The 24,028-nt window shown below is 72.3% G+C and carries 22 protein-coding genes; 13 read left to right on the plus strand and 9 right to left on the minus strand.

All coding sequences use genetic code 11. The annotated features are described in order from the left end of the window. Positions 1-275: 275 nt before the first annotated feature. Complete coding sequence (locus tag HCN51_RS62440; protein ID WP_206068060.1) at positions 276-1,544, minus strand: cytochrome P450; 1,269 nt, start codon at positions 1,542-1,544, stop codon at positions 276-278. Between the two features lie 276 nt (positions 1,545-1,820). Between HCN51_RS62440 and HCN51_RS30050 the strand changes: the two genes are divergently transcribed. The 3 genes from HCN51_RS30050 to HCN51_RS30060 all read left to right on the plus strand — a co-directional run bounded on the left by HCN51_RS30050 (position 1,821) and on the right by HCN51_RS30060 (position 3,353). Then, positions 1,821-2,258: an anthrone oxygenase family protein gene (locus tag HCN51_RS30050; protein WP_168013876.1), complete on the plus strand. Its 438-nt coding sequence runs from the start codon at positions 1,821-1,823 to the stop codon at positions 2,256-2,258. Positions 2,259-2,314: 56 nt separating this feature from the next. After that, the gene (locus HCN51_RS30055) at positions 2,315-2,803 is read left to right on the plus strand and encodes a GNAT family N-acetyltransferase (RefSeq protein ID WP_168013878.1); all 489 of its coding nucleotides are present in this window, start codon (positions 2,315-2,317) and stop codon (positions 2,801-2,803) included. A 79-nt stretch (positions 2,804-2,882) separates the two neighbouring features. Further along, on the plus strand, positions 2,883-3,353 hold the full coding sequence (locus HCN51_RS30060) for a PPOX class F420-dependent oxidoreductase (protein ID WP_080047456.1): 471 nt from the start codon (positions 2,883-2,885) through the stop codon (positions 3,351-3,353). 5 nt (positions 3,354-3,358) lie between these two features. Here the strand turns inward: HCN51_RS30060 and HCN51_RS30065 are convergent, their stop codons facing one another. From HCN51_RS30065 to HCN51_RS30080, 3 genes are all read right to left on the minus strand, one after another. After that, entirely contained in the window at positions 3,359-3,649 is a 291-nt protein-coding gene (locus HCN51_RS30065; protein ID WP_206068061.1) for a hypothetical protein, read from the minus strand. Between the two features lie 160 nt (positions 3,650-3,809). Beyond that, on the minus strand, positions 3,810-5,186 hold the full coding sequence (locus tag HCN51_RS30075) for an FAD-dependent monooxygenase (RefSeq protein ID WP_168013880.1): 1,377 nt from the start codon (positions 5,184-5,186) through the stop codon (positions 3,810-3,812). A 48-nt stretch (positions 5,187-5,234) separates the two neighbouring features. Beyond that, positions 5,235-5,663 carry a winged helix-turn-helix transcriptional regulator gene (locus HCN51_RS30080; protein ID WP_168013882.1) on the minus strand — a complete coding sequence of 143 codons (429 nt, stop codon included), beginning with the start codon at positions 5,661-5,663 and terminating at the stop codon, positions 5,235-5,237. A 61-nt stretch (positions 5,664-5,724) separates the two neighbouring features. Between HCN51_RS30080 and HCN51_RS30085 the strand changes: the two genes are divergently transcribed. Both HCN51_RS30085 and ligA read left to right on the plus strand, forming a co-directional pair. Further along, complete coding sequence (locus HCN51_RS30085) at positions 5,725-6,105, plus strand: YybH family protein (protein ID WP_168013884.1); 381 nt, start codon at positions 5,725-5,727, stop codon at positions 6,103-6,105. Positions 6,106-6,148: 43 nt separating this feature from the next. Then, positions 6,149-8,230 carry an NAD-dependent DNA ligase LigA gene (ligA, locus tag HCN51_RS30090; protein ID WP_168013886.1) on the plus strand — a complete coding sequence of 694 codons (2,082 nt, stop codon included), beginning with the start codon at positions 6,149-6,151 and terminating at the stop codon, positions 8,228-8,230. Between the two features lie 61 nt (positions 8,231-8,291). Here the strand turns inward: ligA and HCN51_RS30095 are convergent, their stop codons facing one another. Next, positions 8,292-8,621, minus strand: a complete 330-nt coding sequence (locus HCN51_RS30095; protein ID WP_168013888.1) for a nuclear transport factor 2 family protein — start codon at positions 8,619-8,621, stop codon at positions 8,292-8,294. On the opposite strand from HCN51_RS30095, the gene HCN51_RS30100 reads away from it, so the two are divergent. Continuing rightward, the gene (locus HCN51_RS30100) at positions 8,598-9,008 is read left to right on the plus strand and encodes a restriction endonuclease (RefSeq protein ID WP_168013890.1); all 411 of its coding nucleotides are present in this window, start codon (positions 8,598-8,600) and stop codon (positions 9,006-9,008) included. The genes HCN51_RS30095 and HCN51_RS30100 overlap by 24 nt on opposite strands. 71 nt (positions 9,009-9,079) lie before the next feature. Then, positions 9,080-11,542, plus strand: a complete 2,463-nt coding sequence (locus HCN51_RS30105) for a hypothetical protein (protein ID WP_168013892.1) — start codon at positions 9,080-9,082, stop codon at positions 11,540-11,542. A gap of 50 nt (positions 11,543-11,592) precedes the next feature. Here HCN51_RS30105 and HCN51_RS30110 read toward each other — a convergent pair whose 3' ends face one another. Then, complete coding sequence (locus HCN51_RS30110; protein WP_168013894.1) at positions 11,593-12,711, minus strand: serine hydrolase domain-containing protein; 1,119 nt, start codon at positions 12,709-12,711, stop codon at positions 11,593-11,595. A 208-nt stretch (positions 12,712-12,919) separates the two neighbouring features. Next, positions 12,920-13,654, minus strand: coding sequence for a Clp protease N-terminal domain-containing protein (locus HCN51_RS62445; protein ID WP_168013896.1), 735 nt, complete (start codon positions 13,652-13,654; stop codon positions 12,920-12,922). A 64-nt stretch (positions 13,655-13,718) separates the two neighbouring features. Here HCN51_RS62445 and HCN51_RS30120 point away from each other — a divergent pair, with 64 nt between their 5' ends. The 5 genes from HCN51_RS30120 (at position 13,719) to HCN51_RS30140 (ending at position 19,653) form a co-directional block, all read left to right on the plus strand. Further along, positions 13,719-15,386, plus strand: a complete 1,668-nt coding sequence (locus HCN51_RS30120) for a serine hydrolase domain-containing protein (RefSeq protein WP_168013898.1) — start codon at positions 13,719-13,721, stop codon at positions 15,384-15,386. Next, positions 15,383-16,543 carry an AAA family ATPase gene (locus tag HCN51_RS30125; RefSeq protein ID WP_346433851.1) on the plus strand — a complete coding sequence of 387 codons (1,161 nt, stop codon included), beginning with the start codon at positions 15,383-15,385 and terminating at the stop codon, positions 16,541-16,543. Before HCN51_RS30120 ends, HCN51_RS30125 begins: the two co-directional genes overlap by 4 nt. Then, positions 16,536-17,771 carry a vWA domain-containing protein gene (locus HCN51_RS30130; RefSeq protein WP_168013900.1) on the plus strand — a complete coding sequence of 412 codons (1,236 nt, stop codon included), beginning with the start codon at positions 16,536-16,538 and terminating at the stop codon, positions 17,769-17,771. Before HCN51_RS30125 ends, HCN51_RS30130 begins: the two co-directional genes overlap by 8 nt. Then, entirely contained in the window at positions 17,768-18,532 is a 765-nt protein-coding gene (locus tag HCN51_RS30135; protein ID WP_168013902.1) for a hypothetical protein, read from the plus strand. The genes HCN51_RS30130 and HCN51_RS30135 overlap by 4 nt, the downstream gene beginning before the upstream one ends. Before the next feature lie 110 nt (positions 18,533-18,642). Further along, positions 18,643-19,653 (plus strand): hypothetical protein, encoded by a 1,011-nt coding sequence (locus HCN51_RS30140; protein WP_168013904.1) that lies wholly within the window; start codon positions 18,643-18,645, stop codon positions 19,651-19,653. A 5-nt stretch (positions 19,654-19,658) separates the two neighbouring features. Here HCN51_RS30140 and HCN51_RS30145 read toward each other — a convergent pair whose 3' ends face one another. Together HCN51_RS30145 and HCN51_RS30150 are read right to left on the minus strand one after the other, a co-directional pair. Further along, positions 19,659-21,482: an ABC transporter ATP-binding protein gene (locus HCN51_RS30145; protein WP_168013906.1), complete on the minus strand. Its 1,824-nt coding sequence runs from the start codon at positions 21,480-21,482 to the stop codon at positions 19,659-19,661. Further along, positions 21,482-23,308 carry an ABC transporter ATP-binding protein gene (locus HCN51_RS30150; protein ID WP_168013908.1) on the minus strand — a complete coding sequence of 609 codons (1,827 nt, stop codon included), beginning with the start codon at positions 23,306-23,308 and terminating at the stop codon, positions 21,482-21,484. The genes HCN51_RS30145 and HCN51_RS30150 overlap by 1 nt, the downstream gene beginning before the upstream one ends. Positions 23,309-23,428: 120 nt before the next feature. On the opposite strand from HCN51_RS30150, the gene HCN51_RS30155 reads away from it, so the two are divergent. Further along, a complete protein-coding gene (locus HCN51_RS30155) occupies positions 23,429-24,016 on the plus strand; it encodes a sigma-70 family RNA polymerase sigma factor (RefSeq protein WP_168013910.1) in 588 nt (195 codons plus the stop codon). Positions 24,017-24,028 lie beyond the last annotated feature (12 nt).

Raw genomic sequence — 24,028 nt, forward strand, 5'->3', positions numbered from 1 at the left:
GGTGGTCGTGGTGGCGGGCGTGGCGGCCTGGGCGGCGGCCGGGCTGAGCGCCAGGGCGGTGACGGCCATCGAGCCGGCCAGGGCGGCGGTCGCGAGGGTCTTACGCATGATCGGGCTCCGTTTCCTTCGTGTCGGTGCTGCCGGGCTTGTCCCGACAGCAGGGACACTACGGAGACCGCGAGCGATCATCTGTGCAGGAATCCACACATCGGCCGTGATCAGTGCCACACGCGATCACGTCATCCGGCGGGCCCTCTCGTTCGTACGCGCGCCGGTCAGCGGGGCGTCAGGCGCATCCGGATGTCGTCCTCCGCCCACAGCACGAACCGCTCCACCGGCACCACCGGGTGGCCCTCGACCGGCTCGAAGCGGAACCGCTTCAGCAGCACCGCCAGCACCAGCTCGGCCTCGACCATGGCCAGGCTCGCGCCCTCGCAGCTGCGCGGCCCCAGCCCGAACGGGACGTAGGCGTAGCGGGGGCGGCTCGCCGACGCCTCGGGGGTGAAGCGTTCGGGGATGAAGGCGTGCGGGTCCGGCCAGTGCTCCGGGTTCAGGTGGACGGCCCAGAACGGGTAGAAGATGGTGGTGCCGGCCGGGATGGGGTGGCCGCCGAGGGTGAGGTCCTCAGTGGTCTCGCGGGCGCCGTACGGGCCCGGCGGGTAGAGGCGCATCGACTCCTTGAGCACCATCTCCAGGTAGGGCAGGCGTTTGAGGTCGGCGTACGACGGGGCGGGCCGCTCGCCGAGCACGTCGTCCAGCTCGGCGGCCACCCGGGCGGCGGCGTCGGGGTGGCGGGCCAGGAGGTGGAGGGTCCAGGAGACGGCCACGCCGGTGGTGTGGTGCGCGGCCAGCATGATCATGAGGACGGTGTCGCGGATGCGGGCCGCGCTCATGTCGGCCTTGACCAGGGCGGCCACCAGGTCGCTGCCGCCGGCCGCGAGGACGCCGTCCACGACCGCGCGCAGGTGGGCCAGCGCCTGCTCGGCCCGCGCCAGGTCGTCGTCGCTCTCGTGGCCGCGGCCCAGGTAGACGGTCAGCACGGTCTCGAACGCGCTGACCACCCCGGCGGGGTCGTCGATGTCGCCGCCGAGGGCGTACTGACAGATCATGCGCAGCGACAACGCGCTCAGGTCCTGCTGGAGCGCCACCTCGCCCGCGGCGGCCCAGCGGTCGGCGAGGTCCGTGGCCAGGGCGGTGAACGCGGGGAAGTGCGCCTCATGGGAGCGGCGGCCGGCGAGGACCGACAGCAGCGCGCGACGGAACGGGCCGTGCTCGTCGGCGGGCAGGGTCTGCAGGTTGCCCGCCTCGCACAGCGGCTCCAGGAACGCGAACAGCCGGTCCGGGCGGCTGTTGACGGCGGCCGTGGCCTCCAGGAGCACGGGATCGGCCACCGAGACGGCCGACGGGGCGCCGGGGAGCTGGAAGCGCACCAGCGGGCCGTACCGTTCGTGCAGGTCGAGCTGGTAGGCGTGCAGGCCGCCCGCCGCCGTGATGGCGCTCAGCCCGCTGTCTGACTGGGTGGGAGGTCCGGGGATATCGCGCACGCCGCCACGGTCTCCCGATCTCGTTCGCTTGGCAACCCTCAGGACGGTTCCGTCAAGATCACCGTATGGTGTGATCAGGCGTGCCGCTCGTGGCGGTGCCGCTGTTCCTCGGTGCGGCGCCGATGGCACCGCACAGGGCGTTCGAGGACGAGGCCGCCCTGGCCGTCCGGGCCTGGCGGACCAGCGGCGCGGCAGCACACGTAGGTAGACGCTCGCGTATGGAAGCGAGCGCATCACCGCTGGACCGTCTCACTCGGCGGGCGTCACGATAAGACCATGCTTGCACTCGCGCTCATCACCCTCCTGCTGCACGGCGCCCTCACGGGCCTGTTCTACACCTTCTCCATGTCCGTCATGCCGGGCCTGAACGCCATCGACCCCGCCCAAGCCGAGGCCGCGATGCGCAGCATCAACCGCAAGATCCTCAACCCGTGGCTCTACCTCGCCTTCCTCGGCTCGCCGCTGGCGGCGCTGGTGGCGGGCATCCTCGCGAACGGCCCGGCCGCCCTGTGGTTCTTCGCCGCCGCCGCGGTGAGCTTCGTGGGCTCGTTCCTCGTCACCGTGGTGATCAACGTGCCGATGAACAACGCGCTGGACGCCGGTTCCATGTCGTTCAAGGACTACTCGCCGCGGTGGACGGCCTTCAACACGCTGCGCGCCGTGGCGTCCGCGGCCGGGCTCGTCCTGGTGGGGGTCGGGCTCGTCCAGCTGTAGGGATCGGAGCCGGCCGGGTTGACGGCGGGCGCCGGGAGCGCGCAGGCTCGGCGTCCGTGATCGAGATTCGCCGTGCCGGGCCCGACGACGCGCCCGCCCTGCTCGACCTGCGGCTGCGGCTGGACGAGGAGAGCAGTTTCATGTTGCTGGAGCCGGGCGAGCGTGACCCGGTGCCGAAGCCGCTCCGATCTGATGGGGCGTCGTTCGTGGTGGTGGCCATGGCGGAGGGCGGGGTGGCGGCCGGGTACGTGGAGGTGGAGGTGCTTCCGTACAGGCGCGCCCGGCGTACCGGATATGTCGTGATGGGGGTGCGGGCGGCACACGCGGGGCAGGGGCTGGGCCGGCGGTTGCTGGAACAGGCCGTGCGGGAGGCGCGGGCGGCCGGGATGGCGCGGCTGGAGCTGACCGTGATGAGTCACAACCTGCGGGCGCTCGGGCTGTACCTGGCGTGCGGCTTCCAGGTGGAGGGGTTGCGGCGCTCCGCGCTGGACGTGGACGGGCGGCGGGTGGACGAGTACTACATGGGGCTGCTGCTGGCGGCCTGACATGGAGGCGAGTGCCGCATGAGGCGGTTGCCGGCGGTCTGAAAGGATCGGAGCACGTTCTGAAGTGAAAGGCATCGAGATGGCTCCGAACATCGCTACCGCCCGCCGCGTCGACCTGCCCGAACTGCTCGACTTCCTGCGCCCCCGGCACCACGGCCTGCTGTCCACGACCCGGGCGGACGGGCGGCCGCAGCTCTCGCCCGTCTCCTGCGGCGTGGACGAGAGCGGCCGGATCGTGGTCTCCACCTATCCCGACCGCGCCAAGGCGGTCAACGCCCGCCGTGACGACCGGGTGTCGATCTGCGTGCTGTCGGACGACTGGAACGGCCCGTGGGTGCAGGTGGACGGGCACGCGGAGGTGCTGGACATGCCGGAGGCGCTGGAGCCGCTGGTGGAGTACTACCGGTGCATCGCCGGCGAGCACCCCGACTGGGACGAGTACCGCGAGGCCATGCGGCGCCAGGACAAGTCGCTGATCCGCATCGCCATCGACCGCTGGGGGCCCATCGCGACCGGTGGTTTCCCGGCGCGCCTGGTGTCGGCGGACTGACCTGATCAGGAAAGCGGTTCGCGCGCCAGGGCCTCGCCCCACCACCGCTCGACCCGATCCGGTGACCAGCCCCGTTCGACGGTGAGCGTGGTGTAGACGTCGATGCTGCACAGGCCCGCGTACACGTCGGTCGCGGCCCGCACGTCGAGGCCCGCGCGCAGGGTGCCGGCCGGCCAGGAGGAGAAGACCGCCACGCGGGTCTCATCGGCCCGGGCGCGGGCGTCGTCCTGTGGCGCTCCGAACGTGAGCGCGCCGAGGCGTGGTCGCTGCGCGCCGGGTTCGTCCGGCTCTGGCATGGGGTGCTGGGGTTCGTGACGGCGGCGCTCCAGTTCGCCTCGGCCACGCTCGCTACGCGGTCGTGCGGGAGGAGGGGCCGCTCGGGCTGATCGGGCTCGCCGGCTGGCTGCTGTGGGTGGTCTGGATCGTCGTGTACGGGGTCCGCCTCGTCCGCGTTCCTCACACCATCGCCAGGTAGGCGGCCAGGTCGTCGGCCGAGGAGGTGGCGATGCCGACGTAGCCGTCCGGCCGGACGAGGGTGTGCCGTTCCGTGCCGTACGGCCGCGCGGGCACGTACGCCCGGACCTCAGGACCACCGGGGATGCGCGGCGCCGGGTCCGGGGACAGCAGCGTGAAGTGCGGCCCCCTGAGCAGGTCGAACATGCGGGCCCGCCGCCCGTCCGCGAGCGTGATCGGGCCGTCGGGCACCCGCTCGCCGCCGCTCCTGGCCAGCGAGCCGCCCCGGTAGCTCAGCGAGAGCTGGTAGGTCTTCTCGTCGCGTTTGACCGACTTCCTGTCGTGCAGGCCCGCGCTGAGGCCGAGCACCCCGGCCGCGATCGGCCTGCGCTCCTCCTCGTACGTGTCCAGCAGCGCCTCCGGCGCCCCCGCCAGCACCCTGGCCAGCTTCCAGCCCAGGTTGTAGGCGTCCTGCACGCCGGTGTTGAGGCCCTGGCCGCCCGCCGGCGGGTGCACGTGCGCGGCGTCGCCCGCCAGGAAGACGCGGCCGCAGCGGTAACGGTCGGCGAGCCGGATGTTGACCCGGTAGAGCGAGGACCACAGCAGCTCCGTCAGCCGCACGCCGCGCAGCATCGACCGCTCCGCGAACAGCCGCTGGTACCAGGCCAGCGTCCGCTCCGGCTCGACGCCGGGCCTCAGCGTGGCGAGGAGCTGGAAGGTGTCGGTGCCGGCCATCGGGTGCAGCGCCACCATGCCCTTGCCCGGCCGTACCCAGACGTGGATGTGCTCCCTGTCCAGGCCCGCCACCCGCACGTCGGCCAGCGCGCTGCGCTGCTCTTCGCGAGTCTCGCCGGTGAAGCCGACGCCGAGCGCCTTGCGTACGGGGCTCCTGCCGCCGTCCGCGGCGACCAGGTAACGCGCCCGCACGCTCCGCCCCGAGCCGAGCCTGGCCGTCACCCCGTCCGCGTCCTGCTCGAACCCGGCCAGCGCCACCCCCTGCTCCACCTTCCCGCCCAGCTCGGCCAGCCGCTCGCGCAGCACCGCCTCGGTGCGCCACTGCGGGTGCATCATGACCGTCGGGTACGGCACCGCGTCCGTGGCGGCGGCGGGCTTGTGCATGCGGGTCCGCCAGACGGGCACCCGGCCCACCCTGACCAGCAGCGGCGGGTACGGGGTGGCGGTCGCGAGTATCGGTGCGACCACGCCGAGATCGTCGAAGACCTCCTGCGTGCGGGGCTGGAGGCCCTTGCCCTTGGAGCCGCCCGCGGGCTCGGGCGACTGCTCGACGACGCGGCAGGCGACGCCGCGGCGGGCCAGGTCGACGGCGAGGGTCAGGCCGGTCGGGCCGGCACCTGCGATGAGAACGTCCGTGATGTCCATGGCCGCGACGGTGCCAAAAGGCTCTGCCGGATCGCTGCCGGATCGCTGTCAGCCGCTGTCGTCCTCTGCCGCGCCCCGGCCGCTGTCGTTCTCCGCCGCGCCCCAGTCGGTGTCGCCCCCTGCCGCGCCCCAGTCCCACAGTGCTTGGAGCACCGGGCCGAGACGGTGGCCGCGCGGGGTGAGGCGGTAGGAGGTGCGGGGCGGCCAGCCGGGGCGGCGGTCGCGGACGAGCACGCCGCTGTCGGCGAGCTGCGCCAGCCGGTCCGTCAGCACCTTGTCCGACAGCGCCGGCAACGCCTGCGCGAGCTGCGTGAACGTGTGCTCGCCCTTGAGCAGCTCGCGCACCACCAGCGTCGTCCACCGGCCGCGCAGCGCGGCGAGCGTGATCTCCACCGGGCAGGACGGGGTGGGCTCGGCCACGGCGGCCCGGGAGTCGTCCGGCAGCCCGGGCGCGTAACGAACCGTTTGGTGAGCCACCGAGAAGCCTCCTAGCGTTGCCGTCACCTGTTTTCTACCTGCTCAGAGGGAGTGGTGGACGATGCGTGAGCTCGCGGAGCGGCCGCAGGACGTGCCCGGCGTGTTCGCCGAGCGCTTCAACAGCGGCGACCCGGCGGCGGTGGCCGAGGTGTACGAGGGCGGGGCGATGTTCGTGCCCGCGCCGGGCAGGGCGCTGACCGGCGCCGACGCGCACGCCGCGAACGTGGCGTTCATGGGGCTGGGGGTGCCGATCACGGTACGTCCCCGGCACGTGTACGCGGCCGGCGACCTCGCGTTGCTGGTCGTGGACTGGGAGATCGACGGCACCGGCCTCGACGGCGAGCACGTCCACATCGAGGGCACCGCCACCGACGTGGCCAGGCGCGGCGCGGACGGCCGGTGGCGGTACGCGATCGACAACCCGTTCGGAACGGCCCGCTGAGCCGGCCCGCTGAATTGTCGGTGCCGCAGGTCATGATGGGTGCATGACCGAGACACCCCCCTTCACCGCCCTCGCCGACGACACCGCCTACGCCGAGGCGGTGCAGCTCGCGGTCGACTCCGCCGCCGCCTACTACGGCGACGGCACCTCCACGATCGACGACGACGATTACGACCGGCTGGTGCGCGGCATCCAGGCGTACGAGGAGGAGCATCCCGAGTCGGTGCTGCCGTCGTCGCCCACCGGGAAGGTGGCCGGCGGCGCGGTGGTGGGCGACGTGCCGCACACGGTGCCGATGCTGAGCCTCGACAACGTCTTCGGCGCCGAGCAGCTCGCCGACTGGGCGGCGGGGGTGGAGCGCCGGCTGGGGCGGCCGGTCACGGCGTGGAGCGTGGAGCCCAAGCTCGACGGGCTGGCGATCTCGGCCCGCTACCGGCACGGCCGGCTGGCCCAGCTCGTCACGCGGGGCGACGGCACCGCCGGCGAGGACGTCTCGCACGCCATCGGCACCATCGTCGGCCTGCCGGAGCGGCTGGCCGACGCCGTGACGGTGGAGCTGCGGGGCGAGGTCATGATGACGGCCTCGCAGTTCGAGCAGGCGTGCGCGAAGCGGCAGGCGCACGACGGCACCACGTTCGCCAACCCGCGCAGCGCCGCCGCGGGCACGCTGCGCGCCCAGGACCGGCCGTACGTGTGCGAGCTGACGTTCTTCGGCTACGGCGCCCTGCCCGCACCCGGCGACACGTCCGATCTGGCCGTGGGCCTGCGCGAATGGCCGCACAGCACGATCATGGAGTGGGTGGCCGGGCAGGGCGTGCAGACCACGGCCGCCACTCCGGTGGCCGGCATCGTGGCCACCACGCTCGAGCAGGCGCAGAGCCGCATCGGGGAGATCGCGGCGGCGCGGGCGGAGCTGCCGTTCGGCATCGACGGCATCGTGATCAAGTGCGATCTGGCGGCCGACCAGGCGGAGGCGGGGTTCAGCTCGCGGGCGCCGCGCTGGGCGGTGGCCTACAAGCTGCCCGCCACGGAGAAGATCACCAAGCTCCTTGACGTCACGTGGAACACCGGCCGCACCGGCGTCATCGCGCCCCGCGCCGTGCTGGAGCCGGTCGAGCTCGACGGCAGCATCGTCACCTACGCCACCCTGCACAACGTCGCCGACATCACCCGGCGCGGCCTCATGCTGGGCGACAGCGTCACCGTCTACAAGGCGGGCGACGTCATCCCCCGCGTCGAGGCGCCGGTGGTGCACCTGCGCACCGGCGACGAGCGGCCGATCCCGATCCCCGAGGTCTGCCCGTCGTGCGGCGACGCGATCGACAGCTCCCAGGAGCGGTGGCGGTGCGTGCGCGGGCGCGGCTGCCGGGCGATCGCCTCCATCACGTACGCGGTCGGCCGCGACACCCTCGACATCGAGGGCCTGGCGGAAAACCGCATCAAGCAGCTCCTCGACACCGGCCTGATCGCCGACTTCGGCGACCTGTTCTTCCTGACCCGCGAGCAGCTGCTCGGCCTCGAGCGCATGGGCGAGACCAGCACCGACAACCTCCTGGCCGCCATCGAGCAGGCCAAGACGCGGCCGCTGAGCAGGGTGTTCGCGGCGCTCGGCGTGCGCGGCACCGGCCGCTCGATGAGCCGCCGCATCGCCCGCCACTTCGCCACCATGGACGCCGTGCGCGCCGCCGACGCCGAGGCGATCCAGCAGGTCGACGGCATCGGGCCGGAGAAGGCGCCGGTCGTGGTGGAGGAGCTGATCGAGCTCGCCCCGCTGATCGACAAGCTCGTCCGCGCCGGGGTGAACATGGTGGAGCCCGGCGCGACCCCGCCCAGCGAGGAGCCGAAGGCGCCGGCCGAGGGCCTGCCGCTCGCCTCGATGTCGGTGGTCGTGACCGGCGCGATGACGGGGCCGCTGGCGGCGCTGACCCGCAACGAGGTCAACGAGCTGATCGAGCGGGCCGGCGGCAAGTCCTCCTCCAGTGTGTCCGCCAAGACGTCGCTGCTGGTGGCGGGCGAGAAGGCCGGGTCGAAGCGGGCCAAGGCCGAGACGCTGGGCGTGCCGATCGTGAGCCCGGAGGAGTTCGCCGAGCAGGTGGCCGCGTTCATCCCGGCGCCCTCGCTTTAGTCGTTCTCCGACATCAAGGGCATTTCTCCACAAAGGACCGCGGGCTCGAATTCTGTCGGTGTCACCGTTCATACTCGCCATCAGCACCAACCTTCGGGAGGAAACGATGGCGAAGCGGCACGGACGTCGCAGGAAGCGCTCCAAGTCGAGCGCGCGGGAGCAGTTGTTGCTGCTCGGCCTCGTGGGCGCCGCCATCACGGTCGCACTCATGGCCAAATTCGCCATGGAGAATCCGGCGCAGGCGGTCGGCATCGCGGTGCTCCTGATCGCCGTTTTCTGCGGGGCCATATTCCTGCGATATCGGGTTATCCAAGCGCATCGGCGGCAATTCCTCGCGGCCAACACCGAATTGGCGAAGGTCGATCTCATGACCGGGTCCCAGTTCGAGCATCTCGTCGCCGAGCGCATGATCGCCGAAGGGTTCCGGCGCGTCCGCGAGCGGGGCCGTGCGGGTGACGGGGGCGTCGACATCACCGCCGTCGCGCCGGGCGGCACCCCGTACGCGGTGCAGTGCAAGCGTTACAGCCGCACGGTCGGCGCCCCCGAGGTCCGCAACTTCCTGGGGGCGCTGGCCAACACCTTCGCCGGCCACACCGGCGTCCTCGTCACCTCCGGCCGCCTCACCCGCCAGGCCCGCACCGAGGCGTCGAACGCCCGCCAGCCCCTCCTCCTGATCGAGCGCGACCAGCTCGCCGACTGGCTGATCGGCCGCACGACCCTGACCCCCCAGCGGGTGCCGCCACCGATGGCCGTGGAGGGAGACGAGCTGGCCGGATAGCCTCCTCGACGCCTTTCCGCCGCACCGCTAGGGTTGGGCGGTTTGTTCCTTCGCCCCCCGAGGAACCTCCCATGCTCCGCTACCGCCTCGGCCCCATCCTCATCGCCGCCCTCGCGGTCCTGGTCGCCGCGTCCGGCGCCGCCGCGCTCCTGAGCGGCGACGCCCGCCTGCTCCTGCTGCTCGTCTACGGCCGGTACGCCGGGGATCCCGACGAGCTGGACACCGACCACCTCCTGATGCTGGTCCTGGTGGGGCTCGTACGCGTCTGGGGGCTGTGGCAGCTCCTCCCGAAGCGCCACGACGGCTCCGGCGGAAGGCCGGGCGCGGACGAGCGGTGGCTGCGGATCACCCTGTACGTGTGGGCGCTGTGCGAGCTCACCGACCGCCTGCCCTGGGTGGACCTGCCGGAGATCGTCGTATGGGCCGCCGCCGTGGTGCTGCTCTATCGCGTGATGCGCGGGGTGTCCCGGTCGTTGCGGCTGGTGGCACTCGTCGTAGGGCTCCTGCAACCGGTGCGGGCCCTGGCCCACCTGGCACTGGAGCCGGCCTCGATCGATGCCGAGATCCTGTACCGGGTCCTGCCGCTGGGCGGGGTGACGTGGCTGCTCTGGCTCGTGCTGACCCTGGTGGCGCAGGCGAAGGACGGGCGGTGGCGGCGGGGCACCCTGTGGGCGGGCGCCGCGGTCGCCGCCGCGCCCGTGCTGGTGCCTGATTTGTCGTTCCCGTTCAGCCCGGCGTACATCTGGGGCGAAGGGGCCGGGCTGGTGATCGAGGTGATCACGGCTGTGTGGCTCGGCCGCTCCGCCCGCGAAGCCGGCAACCCGCCCAGGGCAGCGAACAACGCCACACCCCCAAGCCTTGGGCCCCGCGTCGCGCCGCCGGAGCCGCACGACACCATATCCCCGAGCCCGCCGAGCACCACGCTCCCGAACCCGCAACCCGCCACGTCCGCGAGCCCGACCGGCGCGTCCGCCAGCCCGCCGTCCACCGCACCGCCGAGGCCGCACAGCACCACAGCCGTGAGCGCCGCCGAGCCCCGCGTGCCACCGCAGCCGCACAGTGCCGCATCCACGAGCACCCGGCCTCCTGCATCACGCAGTGGCACAGCCCTGAGTCCCCAGGCTCGTGGTGGTGCTGCCACGGTTCGGTTGCGGTGGTGGCCGGTGCAGGTGGTGGCGGTGGTGCTGCCGTTGGTGCCTGCCGTCGTGAACTGCGTGGACGGCGTGTTCACCTGGGTGGGGCCGCGTGGCCCGGTCGCGTCGTGGTTCGACACGGGCGGCTGGTTCCTGCGGCAGCTCTGGCTGCCCCTGGACATCCTCGTCGGCATCGGCGGCGCGGCGGGGCTGGTGCTGGCGGCCGTGCTGGTGCGCACGCCCCGGCTCGTGCTCGGCACGGCCGGGGTGCTGCTGGTCGCGGCGGTGGTCGGCGCGGTGAGCGGTGTCGTCGGCCCCTCCAGCACTCTCCTGCCGGATTCGGCCTTGTACGAGAGCCCGTTACGTGGTGTCCCGATATTTCCGGATCAGATGCTTTCGGCCGGCCCCGGCATCTCCCCGCTCTGGTACAGCGCCACCTTCACGGCCTCCGCGCTGCTCCTGCTCCTCGCCCACGGCGGCAGCCCGCGCAGGCGCCGCCCGTACCAGACGGTGGTGGCGAGCGCGGCGACGGCGGCGGTGCTGGCCTTTGTGCCGCCGTCGGATCAGGCGCCCGGCCGGTTCACGACGGCGAGCGACTGCGAGGCGGCGGACCCGAGGATGTCGGGCGAGCAGCGGTTCGTCTGCGCGGTCCGGCGCATCGAGAGCCCGCCGTTCGGCAAGGAGATGCCCGACGAGCGGCTGATCGCGTACGGGCGGCGGCTCTGCGGCGTCTACACGCGCGGGGACCTGCGCGAGGCGGCCGAGTTCCGGGCCGCGCACGGCGTCGCGGTGCTCGACGAGACCGCTCTCCTTGGCGACATCTGCCCCAAAGCCAGGGCGGACGTGGATGCGGCGGTCGCCGAGGAGGAGGCCGAGATGCTGGCGTGGGAGGCCGAGGAGCAGGCCCAGTGCGACCGGGCGCCGCGGCACCGGCCGCTGATCGAGCCCGTGCGGGCCACCAGGGAGAAGGAGCCGGTCTGGCCCGAGGTCTGGCTGGAGGCGTACGAGGAGGAGGGCATACCGGACGACGGGGCGTACGAGCAGGACCTCGACCTGGTGGCCACCTCGCCCGGCCGGCTGCTCATCGAGGTCGACACCACCTACCGCGTCTGCGTCACCACCGAGACCTACGACCGCCGCCCGCCGGTCGAGACCAAGGGCTGGGAGCACGTGGTCGAGGTCGGCTACGACAGCCCGACCGGCAGCATCGTCCTCACCGACAACCTGGCCGGCGTCGAGCTCCCCGACCTCGCGCTGCGCGGCAGGAAGGGGCACTACCGGATCCGCGTCCACTACGACCCGCCGGACTGGGAGAAGAGGGTGGGGCAGCGGCTGCTCGTCATGGCCTGGCCGGGACGCGGCGACGACAGGGTGGTGCACCGGGCGGCTGTCCAACGCTGACGGGTGTCCCGGGCTGTGGCTCAGCGCTGACGGGTGTCCCGGGCTGTGGCTCAGTGCTGAGAGCAGAGGGCGGTGTCCAGGGTGGCTTCGACCTGCTGTTGAGCGGGGGCCGAGGTGGGGATGTGGGTGACCGCGATGGCGGCGGCGCGGCCGTCCTCCGTGGCGGCGTTGGAGGTGTAGTAGCCCGGGATGGAGCCGCCGTGACCCCAGGCGGTGACGCCGCACGACAGCTTCACGCGGATCAGGCCCAGCCCGTACCCGCCGTCGCGGCCGATCTGCGGCGCCGCGACCGTGGTGCGCATCTCCTTGAGCTGGGCGGGCTTGAGCAGCTTGCCGCCGAGGAGAGCGGTGAAGAAGCGGTTGAGGTCGCTGGGAGTGGAGATCATCTGGCCGGCGGTCCAGGCCCCGGAGGGGTCGAGCTCGGTGACGTCGGTCATCGGCTGCTCAGCCTCGTCCCGGTGGTAGCCGGTGGGGTGCGGGTCGCGGATCTTCTCGTCGCCGTCCGCCGGGAAGTAGGTGCGCTTGAGGCCGATCTTGTCGACGGTACGCCTGGTGATCTCCTCGCTCGCGCGGTGACCGGTGACCTTCTCGATGAGCAGGCCGGCGACGATGTAGTTCGTGTTGGTGTAGACCCACTTGGTGCCGGGGGCGAACTGCGCCTTCTTCCGCAGCGCCATGTCAAGAAGCTCACGGGGCTCGTGGTGCTCGTGCAGCATCGGCAGGATGCCGTTGGTGAACAGGGTGTCGGTGTACTCGGGCAGCCCGCTGGTGTGCTGCAGGAGCTGACGTACGGTGATGCGCCGCCCGTCGATGCCCTTGCCGCGCAGCAGGCCCGGCAGGTACTTCTCGACGGGGGCGTCCAGCTTGACCTTGCCCTCGCCGACGAGTTGCAGCACGGTCACGGCGGTGAACGTCTTGGTGTTGCTGCCGATGCGGACGTACCCGTCGGCCGGCGGACGTTCCTCTCCCTTGGCGGTGAGGTTGCGCAGCTTGCCGTCGCGCGCCTGCACGGAGGCCAGCGCGGCGGGGAAGCCGTTCTTGGCGACGAGGTCGTTCAGGGTCGCCTGGAGCGAGGGGGCGGTGGCCGCGGCCTGCGTGGCGGTGCCGCCGAGAACGGCGAGGGCGAGGGCGGAGGCGCCGGTCCACCGGCGGAGGCTCGTTACGATCATGCGGTCAAAACTACGGACGGTCAGGGATGATCTCGATCCCGTACACGGGAAACCTCGCGGTAGGGCCTGCCCTACCGCCCCTCCCCGAAGCGCGCCGGCCCTCCCTGGCGCGGAGGGACGCTTCCAGCTCGGCCCGTACGGCGGGCCGCGTCAGCCCTCCCTGGCGCGCCCAGGATCGCTTCCCGTGCAGCCCGTACGTCGGCCCGCGTCAGCCTTCTCTGGCTCGGAGGAACGCTTCCAGTTCGGCCCGGACGGCGGCCCGCGTCGGGTCCAGGGCGATGCCGTGCTCCCACAGGAGCTTGCCCACCGTGCCCGACTTGTCGTGCAGGAGGCCGAGGAGCATGTGCTCGGTGCCGATGTAGTTGTGCCGCAGCTCGGCCGTCTCGGTGAGCGCCGCCGCGAGGGCGCGCCGGGCGTCGGCGCCCACCGAGAGCGCCGCCGGCGACCCGGGGCCGGTGGGCAGCCGGCGTTCCAGCCCTTCCCGTACGGCGGCCGGGTCCGTGTCCTGGGCGGCGATGGCGCGGACGGCCAGGGTGTTCGGGTCGTCGAGGATGCCGAGCAGCACGTGACCGGCCTCGATGGAGGCGCGGCCGAGGCGGCGGGCGTGCGCTTCGGCGCGTTCGAGGGTCTCCTTGGCCCGGCCCGTGTACCGCTCGAACGCCCCCGACCTGGCCAGATCGGCGATGGTCAGGCTGGACCAGCGCCGCCCGTAACGCTGCTGGGCCGCCTGGCGGCTGATGCCGAGGTGGTCGCCGATGTCGGCCCATGAGCAGCCCTCGGCCCTGGCCAGCTCGACCAGGTAGCCGAGCAGGCGGTCGCCGACCTGCCGCAGGTCGGACAGCACGCCTTCGGCCACGGTGAGGCGGGTCAGGGCGTCGGTGTCGTCGGCGCTGCGTGCTTCGACGATCGACAGCAGCTCGGCGAGGTCGGGTAGCTCTGGCACCGTACCATTATGACTGTCAACGTTCACCTTGACGATATGGCAGCGTCAATGCCAGCCTTGACGCATGGACATCAGCACGCTGGGAGAGGCGCTCGACACGTTCGTGCCGGAGATCATGGAGCACTGCGGCACCCCCGGCCTGTCGATCGCGGTGGGGCTCGGCACGGAGGTGGCGCTGGCCAGGGCGTACGGCGTCGCCGACCTGGCCACCGGCCGCCCGATGACGACCGGCACGGTCGCACCCACGGGCTCCGACTGCAAGCCGTACACCGGGGTCGCCGCCCTCCAGCTCGTCGAACGCGGCGTGATCGGGCTGGACGAGCCCATCGAGCCGTATGTTCACGCCGTCAACCCGCACGGGCCGCGCCCCATCACGCTGCGGGACCTGCTCACCCACCACAGCGGGCTCGGCGCCGGCATGGGCAACTTCGACCGCGTGCCGCCCCCGCCGCTGGGTGAGCACCTGCGGCGGGTGCTCGACGCGGAGCGCTCCGACGCGTACGGGGGCACGATGGTGCCGTTCTGGGCGGGGCCCGTGGGAGCGCGCTACCAGTACAGCAACGTCGGGATCGCCGTGGCCGGCCACCTCGTCGAGCTGCTCAACCCCGACGGGGTGACGTTCTCCGAATGGGTGGGGCGGCACGTGTTCGCGCCGCTGGGGATGGAATCGACCGTGTTCCCGAGGGCGCAGCACCCCGACTTCGTGCCGGACGACCTGCTCGCCCGGCGCTCCACCGGCTACGCCACGCTGCCCGGCCTGCGGCTGCCGCTGCCCGACCTGTACCCGGGCGACTACCCGGCCGGCTCGGCGCTGAGCACGCCGTCCGACCACGCCCGGTTCGTGCTGGCGATCCTCGGCGGCGGGTCCCCCGTACTTTCCCCGGACCTGGCGCGGCAGATGATCACCGCCCAGGCTCCCGGGAGCACGCTCTTCGGGCCGCAGCCCGGCATGTCCGTCGGGTTCGTGTTCAACGTCTTCGGCGGCGAGCGCCCCTACATCGGGCACGGCGGCGAGTACCCCTGGGGCTGGACCCACTTCACCCGCGGCTGGACCGACGACCGGGTGGCGCTGGTGATCTCCGCCAACCAGTTCGACCTGGGCGACTTCGGCCTGTCCGACCGGCCCGGGCACGCGGCCGCCCGCCTGGTCGCCGAGATCGTCACCGCCTGGGTCCACGGCGCCGACCCCCGCCCCCGCCGCCCGCTCGCGACCGGCCGCGCCTACCTGGCCGGCCTGCTCGTCGGCGACCGCCTCACCTCCCGGCTCGGCATCGCCTCACAGCCGTCCCCCGAGGACGTCACCCGGATCGCCGAACGGGCCGAGGTCTCGTTCCCATGGGACCCGCAGGCGTTCCGGGAGGCTGTCGAGCAGGTACGGCTGACCGCTTCGCCGCTGGTGGACGGCGTGGCCACCATGCGGCGGGAACTGCCGGCGCACGAGCTAGCACTGCTGGCCCGGCAACTCGGCGTGCCCGGCTTGGCCACCCAACTCGCGACCGGCCCGGGTCCGCAGGCGGCGGGAGACGCCGCTCGTACGGAGAACAGCCCGAGCCCGCAGACGGCCGGGGACGCAGGTCCGACGAACAACCCCAGCCTGCCGGCAGCACGTGCGGCGAGCAGCCCGGGCGTTCAGGCGACCGCAGACGCACGTGCGGCGGACAACTCGAGCCCGCCGTCGACGGGAGACGCACACGCGACCGGTGACTCCGGACCGCAGGTGGCGGGGAGGTGAGCGTGGGAGACAGCCGCACGGTGCTGGAGGCGTTGGCGATCGCGGTGTCGGCAGGCGTGCCGACCCTGCTGTGGGGCAGCCCCGGCACCGGCAAGACCTCGGCCGTCGTGGCCCTCGCCGCCTCCCTGAACTGGCCCATCGAGGTGGTCATCGGCTCGATCAGGGAGCCGAGCGACTTCGCCGGCCTGCCGGTGATCTCCGACGGCGCCGTCCGGCTGACCCCGCCGGCCTGGGCCCAGCGGCTGGCCGCCGCCGGGCACGGCCTGCTCTTCCTCGACGAGCTGACCACCGCTCCCCCGGCGGTGCAGGCCGCGATGTTGCGGGTGGTGCTGGAGCGGGTGGTCGGCGACGTCCGGCTGCCGGACAAGGTGCAGGTGGTCGCCGCAGCGAACCCGCCCGACGAGGCCGCCGACGGCTGGGACCTGGCGCCGCCGCTGGCCAACCGGCTCGTGCACCTCAACTGGCCGGTGGACGGCCGGCACATCGCGCGGGGCCTGGCGGTGGGGTTCCCGGCGCCGTCGCTGTCCGGGTTCGCGCAGCCTCCGTCCCGCGAGCAGGTGATGGAGGCGCGTGCGACGGTGGCGGCGTTCCTGGAACTCCGACCCACCCTGGCACTCCAGGTCCCATCGAACGGCGGCGCGCGGGGACCGAGCGGTGGCGCGCCGGGCGCGGGCGGTCATGGGATGGGGACGGGCGGCGGTGGGCAGGGGTGGCCCAGCCCGCGTTCCTGGGAGGCGACCGCCAAGCTGATGGCCGCATGCAAGGCCGCCGGCGCCCCGGACGACGTGCTGGCCGTGCTCGTGACCGGCGCCGTCGGGGAGGGCGCGGCCCTGGAGTTCCTGTCCTGGCGGGACCACCTGGACCTGCCCGACCCGGCGGCGGTGCTCGCGAACCCGGACGCGTTCGAGCTGCCCCGGCGCGGCGACCGCGCCTTCGCCGTGCTCACCTCGGTGGTGGCGGTCGCGGTGTCCGCAGGTGACGTGGAGCGGTGGGACGCCGCCTGGCGGGTGATCGCCAAGGCCGCCCGTACGGCACCGGACGTGGCCACCCTCGCGGCCCGCACGCTCGCCGCCCACCGCCCTGCCGGCGCCCGCATCCCGGACGCGCTGCTGGAGCTGACCCCGATCCTGCGCGCGGCCGGGCTGCTCGATGGCTAGCCCCGAGCTGTGGGAGAAGTGGTCGGCCGCCCGCGTCCGCGCCGCCCACCAGGCCCCTTACCTCGCGAACGCCCTGCTCTCCCTCACTCCTGTCCTGGTCAGCGGCCCCTCCGCGGGCGAGCTGCGCCGCTTCCCCGCGGATCCCGGGTGGCACGTGTACGTCGGGACGGAGGAACTGGCGCGGCAGAGCGTCCAGGAGGTGAGCTTCTGGCTCATCCACCAGGTGACCCACCTCCTGCGCGAGCACTTCCGCCGCTACCCCGGCAGCACCGTGCACCCGAAGGCCGGGGATCAACACGCGTGGAACCTGGCCACCGACGCCGAGATCAACGACGACCTCACACCCCTCCACCCCTCCTCGGAGGTGACGACACCATCCACGCTCGGCCTCCCGGACAACGAGACCGCCGAACACTACTGGCACGCGCTACGCACGAACTCCCCACCCCACCAGCCACAGCCTGGAAACCCACCGAGCCCACCATCCCCCGACATCCCGGGTGACTGCGGCAGCGGCTGCGACGGCCTGCCCCGCGCCTGGGACCGTGACGACCTGCCCGCCCTCTCCCCCACCACCGCCCGCCTGACCGCCCTGGACACCGCCCGCAGGATCCGCGAACGCCTGAACGCCCAGGACGACGTCCCGGCCGGTTGGCGCCGCTGGGCCGACCAGGTGCTGGAGCCTGCGGTGAGCTGGCGCCGCCACCTGTCGGCGAAGGTACGCCACGGCCTCGCCGAGGCGGCGGGCCGCGTGGACTACACCTACCGCAGGCCGTCACGCAGGGCCGCCGCGCTGCCGGGCGTCCTCCTGCCGAGCCTGCGCCGGCCCCTGCCCTCGGTGACCGTGCTGATCGACACGTCGGGCTCGATCACGGAGACCATGCTGGCCCGGGCGCTCGCCGAGGTCACCGGCGTCCTGCGGGCCGTGGGGGTCGGGCGGCGCCTGCTCACGGTGATCACCTGCGACGCCCGCGCGTACCGCCCGCAGACCGTCACCCGGATCCCCGCCTTGCAGCTGGACGGCGGCGGCGGCACCGACCTGCGGGCCGGCTTCGCCGCCGCCCTGGCCAGACGCCCGCCACCGGACTTGATCATCGCCATCACCGACGGCCGCACCCCGTGGCCGGCCCGCCCGCCGCGAACCACCCGCGTCATCGTCGCCCTCCTGGACGCGAACGGGCAGGCGCCCGGGTGGGCGGAGACCGTACATCTGGAAGGAGCATCATGACGGCGCCGTTCGACCCGGCCCCGTACGAGGCCGCCGGGATCCCGCCCGCCGAAGCCCACCGCTGGTGGACGTGGCGGCTGACCGCCGAGCAGGCGTCAGCGTGGCGGCGCGCCGGGATCACCGACCCGGCGCGGGCCACCCAGTGGAGCACCGCCCACGTCACCCCCGACACTGTGGGCGAGTGCCGCGCCGCGGGCATGACCGCCTCGGAGGCGCTCCTCTGGCACGAGTACGCGTTCGGCCTCGCCGACGCCATCGCCCTCAAGCACCAGGGTCACACCCCGGAGCAGGCGTACGACCTCGAACGAGGCCGCAAACCCCGCGACCCCGACGACCCCACGGCCCCGGGTGACGCGTTCACCAGCCTCATGGCGTTCGCGGGCGGCGGCGACCCGCGCGACCGCGCCCACCGCTTCATCACCCGCCTCGGCAACACCGACGCCCTCGTCATCTACAGCTACTGCGGCGCCGACTGGGTGGACGACGAGGCCGCCGCCTGGGCCCGCCACAACGTGGACGCCCCGACCGCCCGCATGTGGCAGGAGCTCGGCCTCAAACCGTCCGAGGCCGCCCGCTACATCCAGCGCGGCCTGACCCCGATGGCGGTGGCGCGCGAGTGGTGGCGGGCCGGCATCCCGTTCGAGGAGACGGCGTCCTGGGCAGGCGCCGGCCTGACCCCGGAGGAGGCCGTCGCCCAGCGCGCCAGGGGCGTCACCGCCGAACAGGCCGAAACCCTCCGCGCCCTCCGCGACAACGATTGACGGCTCCGCGATATACCCGCATATTGACGCCAAGGCATTCCGCTTTACGGAAAGGACGCTTCATACGGTGCGGTGACATGTAGGTCAGCAAGGGCGAGGGGCGCATTCCCATGACCGACCAATCACTTCATGAAGATCTCAGCGACCTGGGGCGTTGTGATGTGGAGGAGGCCTATTCCCTCATCACGGCCAGGGATCCGGCGAGGCAGAAGAAGCTCCTGTACGAGTACGAGCGCGGAGGCAGAATTGCCGATCTGATCTGTTCGAGAATGGGCGCCGACCATTGCGCGGGCCTCCTGTACGGAATGGGGGCAGAGCGACTGTGGAGGCGGCTGCGGGAGCTCGGTGCGAAAAACCGGAACAACGTCCTCGTTCACCTGGCTCACCGCCTCACGCGGGAGGACGTGGACACCGCCACCAACCGGCTGCGGGATTACGCGGCCGTCGATCCGGAGTGTGCCGCCTGGCTGCTGTTCGCCATCGCCACCCTCGACACCCCGCCGGCCTTCGACTACAAGCACAGGGCCATCGAGCTGGTGCCCACCGCCGACTTCCTGCTGGCGCTGGAAGACGATGCGGCTCGCGACCTGATGCGCGCGCTGTTGTTCAAGGAGACGGTCACCGAGCAGGGTCAGCGGGAATCCGTGCCCGTGCTGGTGCCACATGCGCCCGGGCTGCTGCACCATCTGGTGGCCGAGGACAGCGACCGCACCGCTCGGCTTCTGGCAGGGCTGGACAGCGTGGACGCCTTCGCCGCGGCCGTCAGGAGTCTCCCCTTCGATGCCGCGGTCAGCCTGCTGCAGGCTTTGTCCAGAGTGTCGATCGAGGGGTCCGACGCCGTGCTGTCGCGGCTTCCCTGGCGCCTGGCCGCCGTCTTCCGATCGCAGATGACCCGAGAAGCTACGACATCAGCGAGCGGATGGTCATGGCTCGATGCCTTGCTGACGCTGTGGGCGTACCAAAGCTCGGCGCCCAGAGCGAACAGCGATGAGCTGCGTAAGATCTGGCACGCCGCCCGATCGGCGCAAAGAGACATCACGTATTACCGCCGCCAGCGCAACGTCTGCCTCGGCCTATCGGGCGCGCTCGTCCTCCTGGTGCTCGTTCTCATTCTCATGTAAGGCGCTCAGCCGGAGCTGACCGGCACGAACCCGGCCCCCGCCCGGTAGTTGGGTGACTGGTGCCGGAAGTAGGTGTTGTAGACCTGGCAGTATCGCCCGCCCTTGGCCAGCAGCGTGGCGTGGTCGCCCTCCTCCACGATCTGCCCGTGGTCGAGCACGATGATGCGGTCGACGTGCTCGATCGTGGACAGCCGGTGGGCGATGACGATCGACGTGCGGCCGGCCAGCACCACGTCGAGCCCTTCCTGGATCTGTGCCTCGGTGAGCGGGTCGACGCTGGCGGTGGCCTCGTCGAGGACGACGATCGCCGGGTCCTGGATGAGCAGCCGGGCCAGGGCGACGAGCTGGCGCTGCCCCATCGACAGGGCGCGGCCGTGCTCGCCGACGTCGGTCTCCAGGCCGCCGGGCAGGGCGTCGATCCAGTCGCCGCCGCCTACCGCCGACGCGGCGGCCAGCACTTCTTCGTCGGTGGCGTCGGGGCGCGGGTAGCGGATGTTGTCGGCGACGGTGCCGCTGAACAGGAACGGCGCCTGCGGCACGGCCCCGATCTGGCGGCGGTAGCTGCCCAGCTCAAGGGTGCGGATGTCGCGGCCGTCGATCAGCAGCCGCCCGTCCTGGAACTCGTAGAAGCGGGTGATCAGCTTGCTGAGCGTGGACTTGCCTGCACCGGTGTGCCCGACCAGCGCCACGCTCTCCCCGGCCTCGATGACGAGGTCGAAGCTCCGGAGTACGGGCTGCGCCGGGTCGTACCCGAAGGTCACGCCCTGGAACTCGATGCGGCCGGCCAGCCGCCCGGCCGGCTGGGCGTCGCTCTGCACGACCCGCGGCGGCGCGTCGATCAGCGCGAACACCCGCTCGGACGCCGACAGCCCCTGCTGGAACTGCGACCAGAACGCGGCGATGGACGTCAGCGGGAACCAGAAGAGCGACACGCCCTGGAGGAACAGGTACCAGTCGCCGGCCGACAGCCCGCCCGCGACGACGTGTGCGCCGCCGAGCTGGACGAGCACGACCGTGGCGAGCCCGGCCACGAGGAAGAGCACGGGGAAGATGGCGGAGAAGACGAACCCCTGCCGCAGCGTCACCTGGTAGCTCTGCTGGTTGATGGGCCGGAACTCGTCGTAGACCTGCTGCTCCTGCCGGAAGTTCTTCGCGACGGCGATGCCGCCCATGGTCTCCTGGAGGTTGGCGTTGACGCGGCTCAGCGAGCGCTGGGCGCGCCGCGTGCTGAGCCGGGCCAGCCGCCGGAACAGCAGCGCCAGCCCCACCACGACCGGCACCACGAGCAGCGTCAGCAGGGCCAGCTCGACGCTGCGCGCGAACAGCAGCGCCGTCACGAAGCCGACCATCAGCACCTGGCTGATCAGGTCCATGGTCAGGGTGGAGACGGTGGCGAAGTCGTCGGTGTCGGACGTCACCCGGCTGACGATCCGGCCGGACGGCGTCTCGTCGTAGAAGGACAGGTCGCGCGCCAGCACCGCGTCGAACGCGTCCTCGCGCAGGCGCAGCACGACGTCGCCGGTGACCTTGGCGCTGTTCTTCTGCCGGACGTAGTTGAGGCCCCACGACAGCACGCCGGTGGCCAGGATGCCCGCCGCCAGCAGCCAGCCGACCTCGCCGATCGTGCCGTCGGCGATGGCGTCGACGGCGAGGCTGCCGAGCGTGGGGATGACCGCCTGGGCCGCCGAGCCCAGCACGATCATGGACGCCACCAGCACCATCGCGCCCAGCTTGGGCCGGAAGTACGACATGATCCGGCGCAGCAGGTCGCGGTCGTTGTAGGTGCGGTCGTAGTCTTCGGCGTCGAGGCCGTCCATGAGGAAGCCCATCAGCGCACCCCTCCCTGCTCAGCGGCCAGGACCGGCTCACCGGCGAGGTCGGCCTCGTCGTAGTGGGCGAAGACGCGCCGGTAGAGGCGGCTGCGCCCGATCAGCTCGTCGTGCGTGCCGAAGTCGGCCACCTGGCCGCGCCGCAGCAGCAGCACCTTGTCGGCCCAGCGGATCTGGGAGAGCCGGTGGGTGATGAGCAGGGTGGTGCGCCCTTCGAGGATGCGCCCGATGGCCTGCTGGATCCTGTCTTCGGTGGCGGAGTCGATGGCGCTGGTGGAGTCGTCGAGCACGAGGATGGCCGGGTCGGTCAGCAGCGCCCGCGCGATGGCCAGCCGCTGCCGCTGCCCGCCGGACAGCGTGACGCCGCGCTCGCCGATCACCGTGTCGTAGCCGTCGTCGAGCTCCTCGATGAACTCGGCGGCCTGCGCGTCGCGCGCCGCCCGCTCCACCGCCTCGCGGTCGGCGCGCTGCCCCTTGCTGAAGGCGATGTTCTCGGCCACGGAGCGGGAGAACAGCACGATGTCCTGCTCGATCGTGGAGATCTGGGAGCGCAGCGAGTCGAGGTCCCACTCGCGTACGTCGACGCCGTCGACGAGGATGCGCCCCGAGGTGACGTCGTAGATGCGCGGCACCAGCTTGGTCAGCGTGCTCTTGCCGGAGCCGGTCTCGCCGACGATCGCCACCGTCTCTCCCGGCCGCACCGTGAACGACACGCCGCGCAGCGCGGGCTCGCCGTCGTCGTCGTAGCCGAACGTGACGTCCTCGAAGACGATCTCGCCGCTGATCGGCGCGGCGTGCCCGTCGGCGCGCTGCTCGATCTCGCTGTCTGAGGTGATGATGCTGAGGATCCGGCGCGCGGACACGATGCCGATCTGGATCAGCGAGAACGTGAAGATGGACATCTGTGTCGGGAACCCGAGCATGCCCATGAGCCCCATGAACGCGACCAGCTCGCCGATCGTGATCGCCCCGACGCTCTGCAGGTAGAGGCCGTGCCACAGCCCCGCCGCCATGGCGAACGCGAACAGCAGCGTCGGCAGGTAGCGCGCCTGCACGAGCCCGTTGCGGACGAACGAGTCGCGATAGCGCCGCGCGTTGGCACGGAAGCGCAGCCGCTCCTGCGCCTCCTGCGCGGTCACCTTGATCACCTCGATGCCGCGCACGGCCTGGTTGAGCCCGGCGTTGAGCTCGCCGAACTCCTCCCGCATCCGCGTCGCGACCGGGTTGAGCTGCCGCATGTAGTGCCACAGCGCCACCACGAACACCACCGCGAAGATCCCCGGCGCCAGCAGCAGCCGCGGATCGATGGCGGCGATGAAGAACAGCGGCACCAGCCCGGTCAGCCCCGAGTCGACGATGAGGTCGGCCCCGGGTGTGATCATGATGGAGAGCTGCCGGATGTCGTTCGCCGCGCGGGCCATCAGGTCGCCGACCCGCTGCCGGTTGTGGAAGGTCTGGCTCTTGCCGAGCAGGCTCACGTACAGCTCGTCACGCGCGTCGCGCTCCAGCCGCTTGGCCAGCACCTCGCTCGACAGCCGCGCCACCAGGTCGAACACCCCGCGCGCCACCACGATCGCCAGCAACGCCCACGCGATCAGCCCGAGCGCGTCCATCGGCTCGCCCCGCACCCCCAGCACGGCGTCGAACGCGTCGCCGGTGAGCTGCGGCACCAGCGCGTTGAGCACCACCATGACGACCGACCCGCCGAGGAAGCCGAGCAGGTGCAGCGGGTGACGGCGCAGGTGCGACCAGAGCCAGCGCGCGGGGCCGCGACGGTTGGTGCGCGGCCCGGCGACGGAGAACTCCGAGCCACTGGTGATCGACATGCTCAGGCCCCTTGCTAGGTGGAACCTGCTTTGTATCACCGGCCACCGACAGTTTTCGAACCCTTTTACGTGAGGGCGCGGCGCGAACCGGATCCCGCGCACGCGGCGATAGACAGAGACGTGAGACCCTCCGACTTCTGGCGCGGGCGCGCGGCGGACCCGCCGGCCGTCGACGCGGACAGCACCGATGCCGAGCTGCTCGCCGCCGTGGCCGCGCGCAGCACTGCCGCGCTGCGCCTGCTCCACCAGCGCCACGCCCCCTGGCTGCGCGCCAGGCTGTCCAGGCGCTGCGCCGATCCGGACGTCGTGGACGACGCCTTGCAGGAGACGTTCCTGGCGGTGTGGCGATCGGCGGGCCGGTTCGACGGCGGGAATCCGGCGGGCTGGCTGTGGACGATCGCCGTCCGGCGGCTGATCTCCGCGTTGCGCGGCGGCGGCGCCCGCTGGATCGGCACCGGCGCCGAGCCCGACGGGCACGCGGGCCAGGTGACCGGGTCCGCCGAGGAGGCCGTGCTGCTCGGCGTGGAGCACGGCGATCTCGGCACGGCACTGAACAGGCTCTCCCCCGAGTTGCGCGCGGTCATCGAGGCCACCGTCCTGGACGGCCTGACCACCAAGGAGGCGGCGCACCTGCTCGGCATCCCCGAAGGCACGGTCAAGTCCCGCGCGGCGCGGGCCAGGGCCCGGCTGCGCGAGAAGCTGTCATGACGAACGTGCGTA

Origin of the sequence: Nonomuraea composti, assembly GCF_012034275.1 — a bacterium.
Lineage (GTDB): Bacteria > Actinomycetota > Actinomycetes > Streptosporangiales > Streptosporangiaceae > Nonomuraea > Nonomuraea composti.